The organism is Aeromonas sp. R4-3 (genome assembly GCF_040908275.1).
Lineage (GTDB): Bacteria > Pseudomonadota > Gammaproteobacteria > Enterobacterales > Aeromonadaceae > Aeromonas > Aeromonas rivipollensis.
The window spans coordinates 120930-136816 of sequence record NZ_JBFODK010000063.1 but is presented as its reverse complement, the minus strand read 5'-3'; the positions used below and the strand labels follow the sequence as shown (position 1 = coordinate 136816).

Here is a 15887-nt window from a genome sequence, read left to right as displayed (position 1 = left end):
AAACGGGAGGCAATAGCCTCCCGTTTGATTTGAGCGGGCCAATTTTTAGCAGGTCAATAGCGACCCGAACAAGGGATAAACCGGCTTATTTCGCCAGCTTGCCCAGCACCCGCTGCAGCAGGCGGATGCGCGGCTCTATGCTACCCAGCAGCAAGAACTCCGCCTCCGAGTGGAAGCCGCCGCCCATGGGGCCCAAGCCATCCAGGGACGGCACGCCCGCGGCGGCGGTGAAGTTGGCATCAGATCCGCCCCCCGCCTCCAGCCAGTTGAAGGAGATCCCCTCGTCTGCCGCGGCCGCCTCCACCAGCGCCATCAACGCCTCGGTGTCGCCACTCGGGCGCATTGCCGGCTTGAAGCTCTGGCGATCCACCTCGACCCGGCAACCCCGCAGGAAGGGGTTGTTGGCCATAAAGCCGAGCCGCTCGTGCACGGCGGCAGCCTCGTCGTTGCTCCAGAAGCGCAGGTCGACTATGGCCTCGGCGAAGTCCGGCACCACGTTGACGCCGGTGCCGCCCTGTACCACACCCACGTTCATGGTGGTGCCCGTCTCCATGTTGACCTGTTCGTTGATGGCCAGCACCCAATGGGCCAGCTCTGTGATGGCGGAGACCCCCTCCGCCAGGGCAGATCCCGCGTGGGAGGCCTTGCCGTGGAAGCGGATGCGGTACTTGGCATTGCCCTTGCGGGCGCTGATGAGATCCCCGCTCGGGCGCGCCGCCTCGGCCACCAGCACGCAGCCGCTCTGCTTGGCCTTGGCTACCAGCCAATCCCTGGACCAGGGGGAGCCAATCTCCTCGTCGCAGTTGCAGCAGACCAGCACCTTGAGCCTGGCCAGCAGCGCCGGATCCATCCCCTTCAAGGCATACCAGGTGGAGAGCAGGCCGCTCTTCATATCCGACACACCGGGGCCGAAGGCCTGATTGCCTTCGACTTTCAGCGGACGTTTGGCCGCCGTCCCCTCGGGGAAGACGGTATCCATGTGACCCACCAGCATGACGTCATAGTGATCCGCCCCCGGGGCATTGGTTGCCTCGAGGCAGGGACCGCACTCGGGGGCAAACTGGTGGCGCACCACCTGCCAGCCGATGGCCTCATATTTTTCGGTCAGGATGTCGGCCACCCGAGCCACCCCGGCCGGGGTGCGGGTGCCGCAATCCAGGTTGATGAGGGGGGCCAGATCCGCCAGATAGGCGTCCAGGGAAAAAGCGTTGCGAGGATCTGTCATCATCGTCTCCAAAGGGCAAAAGGTCGGGCCTCACCCTTGCGCAGAGTGAATGGAGCGGGCAGCCTGGCCGCCCGCCCCGCCATTACATAAACAGCAGATAGTTGAGCATCAGCGCCGTCACCAGGGCACCAGCCATGGGCACGCAGGTGCGCTTGACCACCACGAAGGGGGAGACCTTGGCGATCCCCGCGCAGGCGATCAGCACAGCCGCTATGGGGGAGACGGTGCGGCCTATGCTGGAGGCGAGCTGCATCGGCAGCAGCATGGTCACCGCCGGCACCCCGAACTTGGCCGCCACCGCCGGTGCCAGGGTCGAGAAGCTCAGGAAGGCCGCGTTGCCCGAGCCCATGATGACGGCCGCCACCATGATGAGTCCCACCATCACCAGCGTCATCAGGCCGCTGCCGATCCCGGCATTGCTGGCGGAGTGCAGCAGGGTGTCGATGGCGCCTATGGCCTTGAGGGATTCGGCAAACAGCTCGGCACAGACGATGAGCGCCACTACAGGGCCAAACACCTTGCCCATGCCGTCGAGGAAGCTGGAGAGCCCGGCCATGGCGGTGCGCACCGAGCGGGTGCGCAGCAGCTCGCACAGCATGCCGATAAAGACCGACAGCAGCATGGCCACCTCCACGCTGACGCTGATGCTGGTCACCAGCAGCTTGGAGAAGGTCATCATCAGCACGAAGGGGATGATGGGCAGCAGGGCATACCAGGTCGGTGCCGGCACCTCCTCCTTCCCCTGCTCGTCTAGCTCGGCCGGATCGCCGCGATGCTGGGCGGGATCCCAGCCATCCAGGCGATCGCAGTGACGCTGCCAGAAGAAGTGCAGCACCATGGTCACCAGCAGCATGGGGGCCACCAGCCAAATCTGGTAGTCGACGAAGTAGCTGGTCGGATCCATGCCGGACTGGCCGGCGGAGAAGATGGCGTTGGTCTGGGTCGGGCCAATCTCGAACGCCTGGGAGGTGGCGATGACGCCACAGGCCGACGCCGGGCTGATACCGAGGTTGCGCATCACGGGGTACATGGTGACCATCAGCAAGAGGCCGAGGCCGGTGGCGGAAGTGACAAACAGCGACACGAAGACCGCCACCAGATAGCAGATGGAGAGCATCAGGTAGCTGGACCGGATGCCCGCCACCGGCTTGACCGCCACCCGCACCAGGGACTGGGAGGCGCCTATGTGGGACATGTAGGTGGCAAAGCCCGCCACCGCCATTATGGTGAGACCAAGCCCCGCCGCCCGGTAGGAGAAGATCCCCTTGAACACCTCGAACAGGTCGAACAGGGCGAACCCCGTGCTCTTGTCGGCAGACAGTATGGGGTGCAACCCCAGCCAGTAGGCCACCGCGAAGATGGCCATGCCTGCCAGCGCCAGCACCGCCTGCGGGTTGTAATCCTTGACGATGCCGTAGACCACGGCCATCAGCACGAGCAAGACGAATAAGAGTTCCAAAGTGCGCTCCTGATAAGATTATCGAGGATCGAAATCTAGTGGCGAGCCCCTCCTTTCCCCTTGATCCCTATCAATAAAAGTGGCTTGAATGACAAAAAGCAGCATTAAATTTTGATATATCAAATAAAATTGGTATATCAATCCAGTCCCGACGCACTAGAATGCCCTGCATCAGATCCTGACCAACAACCTCCACTTTTTTTGCGTTGGATCAACGCCCGTCAGGGGTGAACTGGCCAAGATGCCCGTCGATACAGAGCGACCATTTCGCACCGGAGAGAGTTATGACAAGCCAAGCCACCGCAGGGACTTCGACCTGCGACTACAAGCTGTGGGACATCCTCGTCGAGTCTGCAAAGGAACGCACCACCATTCGTTATTCCAAGCTGGCCAGGCAGGCCGGGCTGGAACAGTGCCAGGATGAGCTGCGCACCCTGCTGCAACGCATCCGCATGTACTGCACCGAAAACAACCTGCCGATCCTCTCCGCCATAGTGGTGGACGACGTGGGCAAATACACAGGCCTCTCCTCCAGCCTGCCGGATGCGCCCTGGGAGCGGGCCCGGGTCTTCGACCACGAGTGGACCACCTTGCACTGATAGCCCCCTTCCCACAAAACGCGCCCCCAGGCGCGTTTTGGCTATCTGGCCCCTCGCGTTTTCTCCCCCCTCCCCCCTGGTAAAACCAGCCAGCCCGGCCATGAGCGTTGCCATGGCTGGGCCACAATGCCAGAATCGGGCCCTTGCATGATTTCACGTTCGGATTTCAGGGCCCAGGGCCCGCAGATATAGGATCTCCCATGGCCACCACCCTCTATGGCATCAAGAACTGCGACACCATCAAGAAGGCCCGCAAGTGGCTGGACAAGGCTGGCATCGACTATCGCTTTCACGATCACAGGGCCGACGGCCTCGAGCCTGCCCGGCTGGACGGCTGGCTGAACCAGCTGGGCTGGGAAGCCCTGCTCAACACCCGAGGCACCAGCTTCCGCGCCCTGCCGGAGGAGGCCAAGCAAGGGCTGGACACCGCAAAAGCCCGTGCCCTGCTGCTGGAACACCCCGCCATGATCAAGCGCCCGCTGCTGGATCGCGATGGCGAGCTGACCCTGGGGTTCAAGGCAGACCACTACCAATCCCTCTTCTCTCGTTAAACTTTTCTGTTAAGGAACGCCGATGTCGGATGTCATCGCACTGGCCAAGGATCTTATCCGCCGCCCCTCAGTTACCCCGCTGGATGAAGGGTGCCAGACCCTGATGGCGGAGCGCCTCGAGCGCCTCGGGTTCGTCATCGAACCCATGGTGTTTGAAGACACCACCAACCTCTGGGCCCGCCGTGGCAGCGAGGGGCCGCTGTTCTGCTTCGCCGGCCACACCGATGTGGTGCCCGCCGGGCCGCTGGACAAATGGCATACGCCGCCATTCGAGCCGACCATCATGGATGGCATGCTCTATGGCCGGGGCGCCGCCGACATGAAGGGGTCGCTGGCCGCCATGGTGGTGGCCACCGAGCGCTTCGTCGCGGCCCACCCGGATCACCAGGGCTCCATCGCCTTTCTCATCACCTCCGATGAAGAGGGCCCCTTTATCAACGGCACGGTGCGCGTCATCGACACCCTGGAGGCGCGCAACGAGAAGATCCGCTGGTGCATCGTCGGCGAGCCCTCCTCCACCGCAGTGGTAGGGGACGTGGTGAAGAACGGCCGCCGCGGCTCCATCACCGGCGATCTGCTGGTGCGCGGAGTACAGGGCCACGTGGCTTATCCTCATCTGGCAGACAACCCCATCCACAAGGCGGCGCCTGCCCTGGCGGAGCTCGCCGCCACCGTCTGGGATGAGGGCAACGCCTACTTCCCCCCCACCAGCTTCCAGATAGCCAACATCCAGGCCGGGACCGGCGCCTCCAACGTCATTCCCGGCGAATTGCAGGTGCAGTTCAACTTCCGTTTCAGCACCCAACTGACCGACATGGATATCCGCGAGCGGGTCGAGGCACTGCTGACCCGTCACGGTCTGGACTTTGAGCTGAAGTGGACCCTCTCTGGCCAGCCCTTCCTGACCGACACCGGCGCCCTGCTGGAGGCCACAGTCGCCGCCGTGGCCGCGGTCAACGGTCAGCAACCTGCCCTGCTCACCACGGGCGGAACGTCCGATGGACGCTTTATCGCCCCCACCGGGGCTGAGGTCATCGAACTGGGCCCGGTCAACGCCACCATCCACAAGGTGAACGAGTGCGTGAAAGCGGACGATCTGGATCTGCTGGCGGACATGTACCAAGGGGTGCTGGAGCACTTGCTGGCATGACCCAGGATCAACTGCTTGGGCTCGACGAGAGCCACCTCATCCTGGTGGGGCGCGGGCCTCACCGCCTGACCGCCGCCACCGCGGCGGCCTTCAACGACATGCAGGTGGCGGCCGCCTATGAAGGGTTCAACCTGCAGGCCGCCTCCAGCTGGCGCAGCTTCGAGCGCCAGCTCGCCATCTGGAATGGCAAGTGGCGCGGGGAGCGGCCCCTGCTGGATGCCGACAACCGGCCACTGGATGCGCTGCAGCTGGGGGAGACAGAGCGGCTGCACGCCATCTTGCGCTGGAGCGCCCTGCCGGGCACCAGCCGCCACCACTGGGGCACGGATCTCGACATCTATGATCCGGACTGCCTGCCCGCCGGTACCAAGCTGGCGCTGGAGCCCTGGGAGTATGAGGCGGGAGGCTGGTTTGCCGATCTCGGCGAGTGGCTCGGGGATCACATGAGCGACTTCGGCTTCTTCCTGCCCTATGCCAAACCGCTGGACGCGGCTCAGGGGGTCGCCTACGAGCCCTGGCACATCAGCTTCGCCCTGGAGTCCGCTGAACAGCGGCTGGATCCGGATGCGCTGGCGCTTTGCCTGCAACAGGCGGATATTGAAGGCAAGGCGTGCATACTGTCCCATCTCGACGAGATCCTGGCCCGTTATGTCACTGCCGGTCACACCGAAAGGAGAATCCGATGAGTGTGTGGTTATGGATAGGCCTGCCGCTGCTGTTTTTGCTCGGCCTGTTTCTCAATGCCATCAAGGACATGAAACAGCTCGAAAAGCAGTTGCCGAAATATAAGGACAAGATCCGGGAAGTCAAGGACGACGAGGACGACTGACCTCCCCCGCAGGAGCCCGATGGCGCTCCTGCGCCCCCACCCCGGCCTGCTGACAACCCGGCACCCGCCCCCTGAAAATGGGCACCAATCGCCACTCCTGCCCCCTCTTTCTCGTCCCCCTCAGGCCCAGCGCCTACTGCTTAAAAACAGCACATCAACCGTAAAAAACTGCAAATCGATGCACAATTAAGCCACACAAAGGGGTGCAATCTGCATATAATGTGCCTGTTTTGCCGCCCGCCATAAGGAGTTCGCCATTGGATGCCACCACCATCAACAGTTTCTTTTTTATCGGTGCCTTGTTGGTGGGAGCCAGTGTCCTGTTAAGTGCGCTCTCGTCCCGGGTCGGCATCCCCATCCTGGTCATCTTCCTCGCCGTCGGCATGCTGGCCGGTGAGGATGGCCCCGGCGGCATCCACTTCGCCGACTACTCTGTCGCCTACCTGGTGGGCAACCTGGCACTGGCCATCATCCTGCTGGATGGCGGCATGCGCACCCGGGTCTCCTCCTTTCGGGTTGCGCTCTGGCCTGCCCTCTCGCTCGCCACCGTCGGGGTGGCCATCACCACAGGCCTGACCGGTCTGGCCGCCGCCTGGCTGTTTGACCTCAACCTGATGCAGGGGATGCTGATCGGGGCCATCGTCGGCTCCACCGATGCGGCGGCTGTCTTCTCCCTGCTCGGTGGACGCAGCCTCAACGAGCGGGTCAGCGCCACCCTGGAGATAGAGTCCGGCAGCAACGACCCCATGGCGGTCTTTCTTACCGTCACCCTGATAGAGGTGCTGGCCAGCGCCCAGCAGGGGCTGGATGCCGGCTTCCTGCTGCTGCAACTCATCAAGCAGTTTGGTCTCGGCGCCGGCATAGGCCTCGCGGGGGGCTGGCTGCTGTGGCGGCTCATCAACACGGCCCGCCTGGCCCCTGGGCTCTATCCGCTGCTCACGGTGAGCGGCGGCCTGCTGATCTTCGCCCTCACCACGGCGGTGGGGGGCAGCGGCATCCTCGCCATCTACCTCACCGGCCTCTTGCTCGGCAACCTCTCCCTGCGCAGCCGCAGTACCACCTTGTCGGTGCTGGACGGTCTGACCTGGCTCAGCCAGATCGGCATGTTCCTGGTGCTGGGGCTGCTCGCCACCCCGAGCAATCTGCTGCCCATCGCCGTGCCGGCGCTGGCCCTGGCCATGTGGATGATCCTCTTTGCCCGCCCGGTGTCGGTCTGGATAGGCCTGCTGCCGTTCAAGAACTTCGCCCCCCGGGAGCGCTGGTTCATCTCCTGGGTCGGCCTGCGTGGCGCCGTGCCCATCATACTGGCGGTCTTCCCCATGATGGCGGGGCTGCCCAACGCCCAGCTCTACTTCAATGTCGCCTTCTTCGTGGTGCTGGTCTCCCTCATACTGCAGGGCAGCTCGCTGCCGCTGGCCTCCAGGCTGGCGCGGGTCGAGGTGCCGGCGCCGCCGTCCCCCATCAACCGCTCCGGGCTCGAGATCGATCTCGACAGCCAGTGGGAGACCTTCGTCTATCGCCTGAGCGCCGAGAAGTGGTGCATAGGCTCGCCCCTGCGGGAGCTGCGCATGCCGGAGGGCACCCGCATCTGCGCCCTGTTCCGCGGCCAGGAGCTGCTGCACCCCTCGGGCAGTACTTGCCTGCAGTCGGATGACATCCTCTGCGTCATCGGCCACGAGCGGGATCTCCCCGCCCTCGGCCAACTGTTCAGCCAGGCGCCGGAGCAGGATCTGGGCCCGCGCTTCTTCGGTGACTTCCTGCTGGAGGCGACCGCCAGGCTGGTGGATCTCGCCCCGCTGTACGGGCTGGATGTGAGCGAGGTGGCGGATCAGACCCTGGGCGATTTCATTGCCCATCAGTTGGGCGATAATCTGGTAGTGGGTGACCACGTCGCCTGGCAGGGCCTGCTCTGGACGGTGGCGGAGATGGAAGAGGGTGAGCCTCGCAAGATAGGGGTACGCTTCCTGGAAGAAGATCCGGTCTAGGACGCAAGCCGGACCCTGTTCAATACACATACTCGGCGCCCGTTCCCGCCAGGACGGTGAACCGGCGCCCGGCGAGAAGGGAGTGACCCATGCCTTATCAAACCCTGTTGTCTGGTCTGTATCCTCCCTCCCCCCGACTGGGGCTGATCGAGGGCTTCTTCGGCAAGGGCTGGAGCTGGGAGGCCCGTGCCCGCTACGCTCAGTGGCTGCCCCGCCATGGCTATGGCTTCTACCTCTATGCCCCCAAGGAAGACGGCTATCTGCGCAAGCACTGGGCCGAGCCCTGGCCGAGGGAGCAGCTCGACCACCTGCGCCAGCTGGCCCAACAGTGCCGGGACAACGGCCTCGCCTTCGGTGTGGGCCTGAGCCCCATGGGCGCCCATCACGACTACGCGCACAAGCGCCCGGCCCTGCTCGAGAAGGTGCGCCTCATCGAGGAGGCGCTCAAGCCCGACATCCTGGCGGTGCTGTTTGACGACATGAAGGGGGACACCCCGGATCTCGCCCACTGGCAGCTCACCATAGCCCACGACATCGCGGCCCACACCGGCGCCAGCCGTCTCATCTTCTGCCCCAGCTACTACTCGACGGATCCTGTGCTGGAGAAGGTGTTCGGCGCCATGCCCCCCCACTATCTGACGGATCTGGGCCAGGGGCTGGACAAGGGTTTTGACATCTTCTGGACAGGCCCCAAGGTCTGCTCCACCGACTACCCGGCCGCGCACCTCAAGCAGGCCGCCGACTGGCTGCACCGCAAGCCCTTCCTGTGGGACAACTACCCGGTCAACGACGGCAGCAAGGCGAGCAGCTTCCTGCACCTGCGCGCCTTCGAGAACCGCCCCGCCGAGCTGGCGGAGCTGACCGCCGGCCACGCGGTCAATCCCATGAAGCAGGCGGCGCTCTCCGTGCTGCCGCTCGCCACCCTGCCCATGAGTTACCGACTCGGCCACCAGTACGATCCGGATCAGGCGCTGCACACCTCCCTCAACGCCACCTGCGGGCCGCAGATCTCCGCCATGATAGAGGCGGATCTGCCGCTGTTTCAGGACATAGGCCTGGCCCAGCTAACCCCCGAGCAACTCACCCACCTCAAGCACCGCTACCTGCCGTTCCAGGATCAGAGCTGCGTGAACGAGATCCTGCGCTGGCTGGCGGGGGAATATGTGTTCGATCCGGACTGCCTCACCGACTGACATCTCGCCGGACGCCCAATAAAAATGCCACCTCCCCTTCACCAGGGGAGGTGGCATTTTTCATTCCGATCGCCTCAGCCGAAGGCCAGCCAGACGCCGACAAACAGCATGAGCGAGCCGGCGATGCGGTTCATCAGGGTGACGTTGCCGCTCTTGGCGAGGAAGTGGCGCAGGGTGCGGCCACCGCTCGCATAGAGCAGCAGGCAGGAGAACTCGATGACCAGGATGAGCACCACCAGGGCGCTGATCTGGGGTGCCATCGGCTTGGCCGCATTGATGAAGGGCGGCAGCAGGGAGACCATGAAGGCCCACCCCTTGGGATTGGCGATGGCGGTGACGAAGCCCTGCAGCGCCAGCCCGAGCGGCTTGGTCTCCTGGCCGGCCGAGAGATCCGCCGGAATCGCCATCTTGCCCTTGGCCTGCCACATCTGGATGCCGAGCCAGACCAGATAGGCTCCACCCACGTACTTGAAGGCCGAGAACAGGGCCGGATAGTTGAGCATGACGGCCGCCACCCCGACCACGGAGAGCACAGAGACCAGGCCGACCCCGATGAGCTCCCCCCACATCATGTGCAGGGTGCGGCGCACCCCCAGGCTCATGCCCAGGGTCATCGCCAGGGTCATGCACATGCCGGGGGTCACGGAGACAAAGAAAAACGTGGGAATAAAGAGCGCCAAGATGGCGGGATCAATCCAGTCGGACACACTACACCTCCAGATAACAAGCAGTCGATCTTGCCTATCACACTCTTTTAACACAAGAAAAACCTTTTCATTCGGCACGGATTTCACCTTAAAAACCCTGTGACAATAGTTGTCGCGCCTGTGTAAGATGCCGCCTCACTCCTCTTTTGGGTTAGGATCTTTCATGTCTTTGAATAATCTGTCCATTCGTCTGCAAGTTCTCATTCCACTACTGCTCGCCAGCCTGCTGATGCTGCTCATGGCCGTGATCAGCAAGCAGGAGATAGACGGTGCCATCAAGGACATGAACGACACCACCACCAGCGTCACCCGCCACAAGGATGACATCGCAGCCCTGATCCACGCCACCTACCGGCTGCGCACCAATGCCATCTACGGCCTCTACGATCAGGCCCGCTTCGCCGAGCTCCCCGGCACGCTCAATGCCGCCGAGCAGGAGATAAGCGGCCTCTTGTCCCGGCTGGTGATCACCGGGGCCGAGCAGGACAACAGCCAGGTGGCCGCGGCCCTGCAGGCCTATCTCGGCCACACCCGCAGCAACATGCTGCCACTGCTGACCCAGCAGTACAGAGACGGGACCAAGCCCGCCGGCTATGAGCAATCCAGGCTGCGCTTTCGCGAGCTGGGGGAGCAGTTGATCAAGCAGATTGACACCCTCTCTGCCCACATCAACCAGCTGATCCAGCAGGAGATAGCCCAGGAGCAGGCCCACTACCAGGCCACCCTGCTGCAGACCCTGCTGCTGATGGCCGCCACCCTGGTCGCGGCGCTCTGCGGCGGCTGGTGGCTATCCGGTCGCATCGTCCAGCCCATAGGCCAGTTGCAGGAGGTAATGCACGCCGTCGCCCTCGGTCGCTTCAACGTGCGCGCCAAAGCCGAAGGCAACAACGAGCTGGGCCAGCTGGCCAAGGACATCAACCAGACCCTGAGCCAGCTTGGCAGCACTATCCAGGCCCTGACCGGAATCAGCGGCAACGTGGCCTCCGCCGCCACCGAGCTGGCCGCCGTCATGACCCAGTCCGAGGCCAATGCCCAGCAGCAGCGCAGCGAGACCGAGCAGGTGGCCTCCGCCGTCACCGAGCTGGCCAGCACAGCCGACAACGTCAACCACAATGCCGCCCTGGCCGATGAGCTGGCGCGAGAGGCCAACAGCCGGGTCGAGCAGGGGCTGGCCCTGTTTGCCGAGAGCATCCAGGCCAACGGCCGCATGGCGGGCAGCCTGGAAAACGCCGCTACCGTGGTGGCGCGGCTCAAGTCCCAGTCCGAGCAGATCGGCAAGGTGATAGAGGTGATTCAGAGCATCTCGGAGCAGACCAACCTGCTGGCGCTCAACGCCGCCATCGAGGCCGCTCGCGCCGGCGAAACCGGCCGTGGTTTTGCGGTGGTGGCCGACGAGGTACGCCTGCTGGCGGCGCGGACCCAGGACTCCACCAAGGAGATCCAGGCCATCATAGAGCAGTTGCAGAGCCAGTCCCTGTCGGCCAACAGCGGCGTACAGGAGACCCTGGAGATCCTCGGCCACAACCAGCGTCTATCCGCCGAGGTGCAAGACCTGCTGGGGGGCATCACGGAGGCGGTCAACCAGATCAATGGCGCCAATGCCCAGGTGGCCACCGCCGCCGAGGAGCAGTCCTGCGTCACCGCCGACATCAGCCGCAACATCACCAATATCCACGAGATAGTGAACCAGAACGTGGCCGGCATCACCCAGAGCGCCGCCGCCAGTCACGAACTGTCACAGCTCGCCGAGCAGCAGCGCAGGCAGCTCGCCCAGTTCCAGCTGTAATCCTCCCCTTCTCTTTGGCAGACCCCGGGCCCGGCACCGGGGTCTGTCCCCTCCCGTTTAAAACGGCTTTTTGCCCACAAGGCGCCATTAGGGGCTGGGCTGCATCCACAAATATGGGTATGGTAGAGGCACGTCATTCCCCCTCACCCAGAGAACACCATGAGCCTGAAGTTCAAGAAACCCGCCTTTATCGCTTTGGGGCTCATCGCCCTCGTGTCCGCCACCTGGCTCGATTTCTATCTGCCGGAACACACCATTGCCACCATCACAGGGGTCGAGGTGAAGCGCACCGACAAGGATGGTCCCATCAGCCAGAAGAACCCGGCCGACGGCCCCATCACCGACGTCTATTACATCTACACCGAGCGTCCCGGCGAGAAGATCCGGGTGTTCCGCAATGAAGATACCGGCTGGGGCTGGCCCTTCTACTTCAAGTTCAATGCCGCCGACGTCCAGGCCAAGGCCAAGTCCATGGAGTTCGAGAAGCGCCTGGCCATCATTACCTCCTACGGCTGGCGGGTGAACATGTTCTCCCTCTTCCCCAACGTCACCAAGATAGAGAGCACCCAGCCCGATGCCTCCACCTGGAGCTTCTTCCGCTGGTTCTGGTTCGGTGTCTGGGCGCTGGTGATGGGCAAGGCCGCCATCGCGACCTGGCGCTACTTCGACCGTCTCGAGGACGAGATATGAGGGGCACACCGGCATCAGGCGGAGACGGGCAATGACGGAACCGAGCAAGACCCGCACCAGCTTCTACCGGCGGCTCTACGTGGCCCATCTGATAAGCCAGGGCACGGACACTGTGCCCGCCATCATGGCCGCCACCGGCATGCCACGCCGCACCGCCCAGGACACCCTGAGTGCCCTGGCCGAACTCGATATCAGTTGCGCCTTCGAGCAGACCGAGGGAGCCCGCCACCTGCAGGGCCACTATCGCATCAGCGACTGGGGCCCCATCAATCCTGACTGGATCAAGGCTCAGCTGCCGGTCATCAAGCAGACCCTGGGTTATCCCTGAGGGCGAGCTGGCAATCGATAAATAGAGAGGGGAGCCCAGGCTCCCCTCTCTATTTATCTGCAGGATGCGCCCCTACTCCGGGAAGGGCTCCTCCGGCAGCGGATCCGCCGACTCCCCCTTGGTGCAGTCGATGATGGAGCGCTTGGGGTTGCCCGGGTCACGCAGCAGCAGGGGAGCCTCCCCCCTGTCGTGCTTCTGCTCGTCGGCAAACTCGCTGCCGTAGGCGTTGTGGGTCAGCCTGCGCGCATTGGCGATGGGGGTATCCACAAACAGGGCGTGCACCTCGAAGGTCGAGGCCGGGATCAGAAATCCCGTGATGGGCAGGCCATGAAGCTCCTGGTGGGTCTTGTACCAGGCGAAGCCGTCTGACGTCTTGTCGGGGGTGAAGGTCTTGAGCAGCGGGTGGGACGGCTCACCGCTCTCGCTGTCCAGGTAGAGATCGTCCAGATCGCAGGTCGCCAGCCCCTGCCACATCCTCTCGAAGGGGGTGGCACAGGCCGTCAATTGCATACATGTCAGCAGTGCCAACGTCCCTTTCCACATGCCCAACCCCTTATTCGATGTCCGAGTTCTTAGTCAAATGCCCTTAGACGCCCCACCAGCAGATCGATGAAGCCGACCCTGTCCAGCCCCAGCAACACCCGCGCATTGGCCGGTCTGCCGGTGAGCCCGTAGCGATCCACTACCGTCATGCCGGTAGTATGGGTGCCTCCGGTTTCGATATCGACCCGGCACTCTACCCCATGGAACAGCGTCGGTGCCAGCAACCAGGCGATGGTACAGGGGTCATGGAGCGGCGCGCCAGCAAATCCCCACTTGGGATCCCTGTGGTAAATCATGAAGAAATCGAGCAGATCTGCCACGCACTGGGCCACCGGATTGGGGATGGCGCGCACCCGCGCTATGTCCTCGTCCATCACCTGGGCCTCGTGAGTCAGATCCAGCCCGCACATTGTGATGGGGATGCCGGACTTGAACACCATATCGGCCGCTTCCGGGTCCACATAAATATTGAATTCTGCCGCCGGGGTCCAGTTGCCCGCCCCCGCCGCGCCGCCCATCAAGACGATGCGAGCAATCTTGGGCTTGAGCTCGGGGTGGGCCGCCAGCAGCAGGGCAACGTTGGTGAGGGGGCCGGTCGGCACCAGGGTGACCGGCTCCGGGCTCTCGCACAGGCACTTGGCCATCAATTCGAGGCCCGTCATGGCCTGGGGCGCAAAGGCGGGATCCGGCAGTGTGGGGCCGTCGAGACCCGATTCGCCGTGAACGTTGTCGGCGATGATGAGATCGCGCATCAGGGGTTTGGGCGCCCCCGCCGCCACCGGAATGTCGTGGCGACCGAGCAGGGTGAGGATGCGCAGGGCGTTGTTGAGGGTCTTGTCCGGGGTCTGGTTGCCCGCGCTGGTGGTCACCGCCAGCACCTTGAGCTCTGGGCTCGCCAGCGCCAGTATGAGGGCGATGGCATCATCGTGGCCGGGATCGCAATCGAGAATAACGGGCAACGCCATGGAGAGGCTCCTTACGACATGACAGGGAGCCATACCTTAGCAAGCCAGCGCCGAATGAACTCGGGAAGGGGTCACAAAACGGGGCCTTCCTGCATTATCAATCACTTGCCACCAGACCCGCCGGGCAGGCACTGGCCAGTTCGTCCCGATTCGCCCCGCGCCGCCGCTTGGAGTATGATCGCCCCCCGTTTCCAGCCCGCAGCCGCCCATGTCCGCCATCGTCGATACCTTTATCGCCCCCCCTTGCAATGCCGCCATCGAGATCCTGTTCGAGGATGAACACCTGCTGCTCATCAACAAGCCGAGCGGCCTGCTGAGCCTCTCGGGCAAGAACCCGCAGAACCTCGACTCTGTCCACCATCGACTGGTACGGGATTACCCCGGCTGCACCCTGGTGCACCGCCTCGACTTTGGCACCTCGGGGATCATGGTGGTGGCCAGAGACAAGGGCATCAACGGGATGCTGTGCCAGCAGTTCAGCCAGCGGGCGGTGGGCAAGGCCTATGACGCCCTGCTGTGCGGCCATCTGGCGGACGATGAGGGGGTGATCGATGCCCCCATCGCCAAGGACCCGGCGATCTTCCCCCTGATGAAGATCTGCGCCAGCGGCAAGCCCGCCCGCTCCCGCTATCGAGTGGTGGAGCGATTGGTGCACGAGAGCGCTGGGGGCGAGCCCTTGCCATTGACCCGGGTCAGCCTGGTGCCGGAGACAGGCCGCACCCATCAGCTGCGCATCCACAGCCAGCTGCTGGGTCACCCCATACTCGGCTGCGATCTCTATGGCGGTCTGCTGCTGCCGGGCTGTGAGCAGGCGCCAAGGCTGATGCTGCACGCCAGCGCGCTGGATTTCGTGCATCCGGTGAGCGGCGAGCCGATGCAAATCAGATGTGAGGCGCCCTTTGAGGAGGTGCTTGAGGCAATGATGGGGCAAAAAGCGTAACGCGGAGAAGGGGAAAGTGAGAACAGCGGCAAACGGCGGATAAAGATAGGGGCCGCGCTTTCGCAACGGCCCCCACCCCCCACTCTTTGTGGTGCTATCAGATCAGCTTGCGGGCGGCGCCCAGCACGATCTTGATGGCATCAGATTCGGTTCTCGCCATGGTTTCGGCGTTCGGGATTTCCTGCTGGGTACGGTTCACGATGACACCGGCCACCATGCCGGCGCGCAGGCCCTGGCTGGTGCACATGGTCAGCAGGGTTGCAGATTCCATCTCGTAGTTCAGCACGCCCATGGCTTGCCACTCTTTCATGGAACCCTGGAAACGGCTCACTACGCGGCCGGAGACGGTGTCATAACGCTCCTGACCCGGGTAGAAGGTGTCGGAAGAGGCAGTCACACCCACGTGCAGCTTGGAACCCATCTCCTTGGCGGTGTTGACCAGCGCAGTGGTGCAGTCGAAGTCGGCCACGGCCGGGAACTCCATGGGTGCAAAGTGCAGGCTGGCACCGTCGAGGCGCACAGAACCGGTGGTCACAATCACGTCGCCCACGTTCAGGTGCGGCTGGATGGCACCAGTGGTGCCGATGCGCAGGAAGGTATTGATACCCAGCTGGGCCAGCTCTTCTACCGCGATGGAAGTGGACGGGCCGCCGATACCGGTGGAGCAGATGATCACGGCCTTGCCGTCCATCTCGCCGCGCCAGGTAGTGAACTCACGATGGCTGGCCAGGTGCACAGGGTTGTCCAACAGCTCTGCGATGCGCTTCACGCGCTCGGGGTCACCGGGAACGATCGCCAGGGTGGCGCCTTGCAGATCCGCTTTCTTCAAACCCAAGTGAAATACATCAGACATAGTGGACTCCTGGTTGCATCCCGCCGCCTCGCAGCCGAGCGCAGTTAAGGTGATTCTTTATGGTATTTTCGAGCCTGTTTCCCT

Annotated in this window: 17 protein-coding genes; 11 read left to right on the top strand and 6 right to left on the bottom strand. The window is 63.6% G+C overall.

All coding sequences use genetic code 11. From position 1 onward, the window contains the following. Positions 1–85: 85 nt before the first annotated feature. Positions 86–1225 carry a M20 family metallopeptidase gene (locus AB5Y91_RS21025; protein ID WP_368170680.1) on the bottom strand — a complete coding sequence of 380 codons (1140 nt, stop codon included), beginning with the start codon at positions 1223–1225 and terminating at the stop codon, positions 86–88. Positions 1226–1307: 82 nt separating this feature from the next. Beyond that, positions 1308–2684 (bottom strand): C4-dicarboxylate transporter DcuC, encoded by a 1377-nt coding sequence (gene dcuC / locus AB5Y91_RS21020; RefSeq protein ID WP_368170679.1) that lies wholly within the window; start codon positions 2682–2684, stop codon positions 1308–1310. A 284-nt stretch (positions 2685–2968) separates the two neighbouring features. Here dcuC and AB5Y91_RS21015 point away from each other — a divergent pair, with 284 nt between their 5' ends. The 7 genes from AB5Y91_RS21015 to AB5Y91_RS20985 all read left to right on the top strand — a co-directional run bounded on the left by AB5Y91_RS21015 (position 2969) and on the right by AB5Y91_RS20985 (position 8991). Beyond that, positions 2969–3283: a hypothetical protein gene (locus tag AB5Y91_RS21015; protein ID WP_162627270.1), complete on the top strand. Its 315-nt coding sequence runs from the start codon at positions 2969–2971 to the stop codon at positions 3281–3283. 200 nt (positions 3284–3483) lie between these two features. Beyond that, the gene (locus AB5Y91_RS21010) at positions 3484–3834 is read left to right on the top strand and encodes an ArsC family reductase (RefSeq protein WP_368170678.1); all 351 of its coding nucleotides are present in this window, start codon (positions 3484–3486) and stop codon (positions 3832–3834) included. A 22-nt stretch (positions 3835–3856) separates the two neighbouring features. Further along, the gene (gene dapE, locus AB5Y91_RS21005; RefSeq protein ID WP_111911197.1) at positions 3857–4984 is read left to right on the top strand and encodes a succinyl-diaminopimelate desuccinylase; all 1128 of its coding nucleotides are present in this window, start codon (positions 3857–3859) and stop codon (positions 4982–4984) included. Beyond that, positions 4981–5670 (top strand): M15 family metallopeptidase, encoded by a 690-nt coding sequence (locus AB5Y91_RS21000; protein ID WP_168235513.1) that lies wholly within the window; start codon positions 4981–4983, stop codon positions 5668–5670. The genes dapE and AB5Y91_RS21000 overlap by 4 nt, the downstream gene beginning before the upstream one ends. Then, entirely contained in the window at positions 5667–5813 is a 147-nt protein-coding gene (locus tag AB5Y91_RS20995) for a hypothetical protein (protein WP_080675092.1), read from the top strand. The genes AB5Y91_RS21000 and AB5Y91_RS20995 overlap by 4 nt, the downstream gene beginning before the upstream one ends. Positions 5814–6070: 257 nt before the next feature. Further along, complete coding sequence (locus AB5Y91_RS20990; RefSeq protein WP_106887433.1) at positions 6071–7798, top strand: potassium/proton antiporter; 1728 nt, start codon at positions 6071–6073, stop codon at positions 7796–7798. Between the two features lie 89 nt (positions 7799–7887). After that, positions 7888–8991: a beta-N-acetylglucosaminidase domain-containing protein gene (locus AB5Y91_RS20985; RefSeq protein ID WP_171275728.1), complete on the top strand. Its 1104-nt coding sequence runs from the start codon at positions 7888–7890 to the stop codon at positions 8989–8991. 74 nt (positions 8992–9065) lie between these two features. On the opposite strand, the gene AB5Y91_RS20980 is transcribed toward AB5Y91_RS20985, so the two are convergent. Next, a complete protein-coding gene (locus AB5Y91_RS20980; protein ID WP_106887435.1) occupies positions 9066–9698 on the bottom strand; it encodes a LysE family translocator in 633 nt (210 codons plus the stop codon). A gap of 163 nt (positions 9699–9861) precedes the next feature. Between AB5Y91_RS20980 and AB5Y91_RS20975 the strand changes: the two genes are divergently transcribed. From AB5Y91_RS20975 to AB5Y91_RS20965, 3 genes are all read left to right on the top strand, one after another. After that, on the top strand, positions 9862–11484 hold the full coding sequence (locus AB5Y91_RS20975; RefSeq protein ID WP_368170677.1) for a methyl-accepting chemotaxis protein: 1623 nt from the start codon (positions 9862–9864) through the stop codon (positions 11482–11484). 159 nt (positions 11485–11643) lie between these two features. Next, complete coding sequence (locus AB5Y91_RS20970) at positions 11644–12174, top strand: DUF1523 family protein (RefSeq protein ID WP_106887437.1); 531 nt, start codon at positions 11644–11646, stop codon at positions 12172–12174. 31 nt (positions 12175–12205) lie between these two features. Further along, positions 12206–12502: a helix-turn-helix domain-containing protein gene (locus tag AB5Y91_RS20965; RefSeq protein ID WP_106887438.1), complete on the top strand. Its 297-nt coding sequence runs from the start codon at positions 12206–12208 to the stop codon at positions 12500–12502. A 72-nt stretch (positions 12503–12574) separates the two neighbouring features. On the opposite strand, the gene AB5Y91_RS20960 is transcribed toward AB5Y91_RS20965, so the two are convergent. Next, the gene (locus AB5Y91_RS20960; RefSeq protein ID WP_111911189.1) at positions 12575–13045 is read right to left on the bottom strand and encodes a hypothetical protein; all 471 of its coding nucleotides are present in this window, start codon (positions 13043–13045) and stop codon (positions 12575–12577) included. Positions 13046–13074: 29 nt separating this feature from the next. Beyond that, on the bottom strand, positions 13075–14010 hold the full coding sequence (gene rihA, locus AB5Y91_RS20955) for a pyrimidine-specific ribonucleoside hydrolase RihA (protein WP_368170676.1): 936 nt from the start codon (positions 14008–14010) through the stop codon (positions 13075–13077). Positions 14011–14218: 208 nt separating this feature from the next. Between rihA and AB5Y91_RS20950 the strand changes: the two genes are divergently transcribed. Beyond that, positions 14219–14950, top strand: a complete 732-nt coding sequence (locus AB5Y91_RS20950) for an RluA family pseudouridine synthase (protein WP_368170675.1) — start codon at positions 14219–14221, stop codon at positions 14948–14950. Positions 14951–15047: 97 nt separating this feature from the next. Here AB5Y91_RS20950 and udp read toward each other — a convergent pair whose 3' ends face one another. Continuing rightward, a complete protein-coding gene (gene udp / locus AB5Y91_RS20945; RefSeq protein ID WP_106887442.1) occupies positions 15048–15803 on the bottom strand; it encodes a uridine phosphorylase in 756 nt (251 codons plus the stop codon). Positions 15804–15887 lie beyond the last annotated feature (84 nt).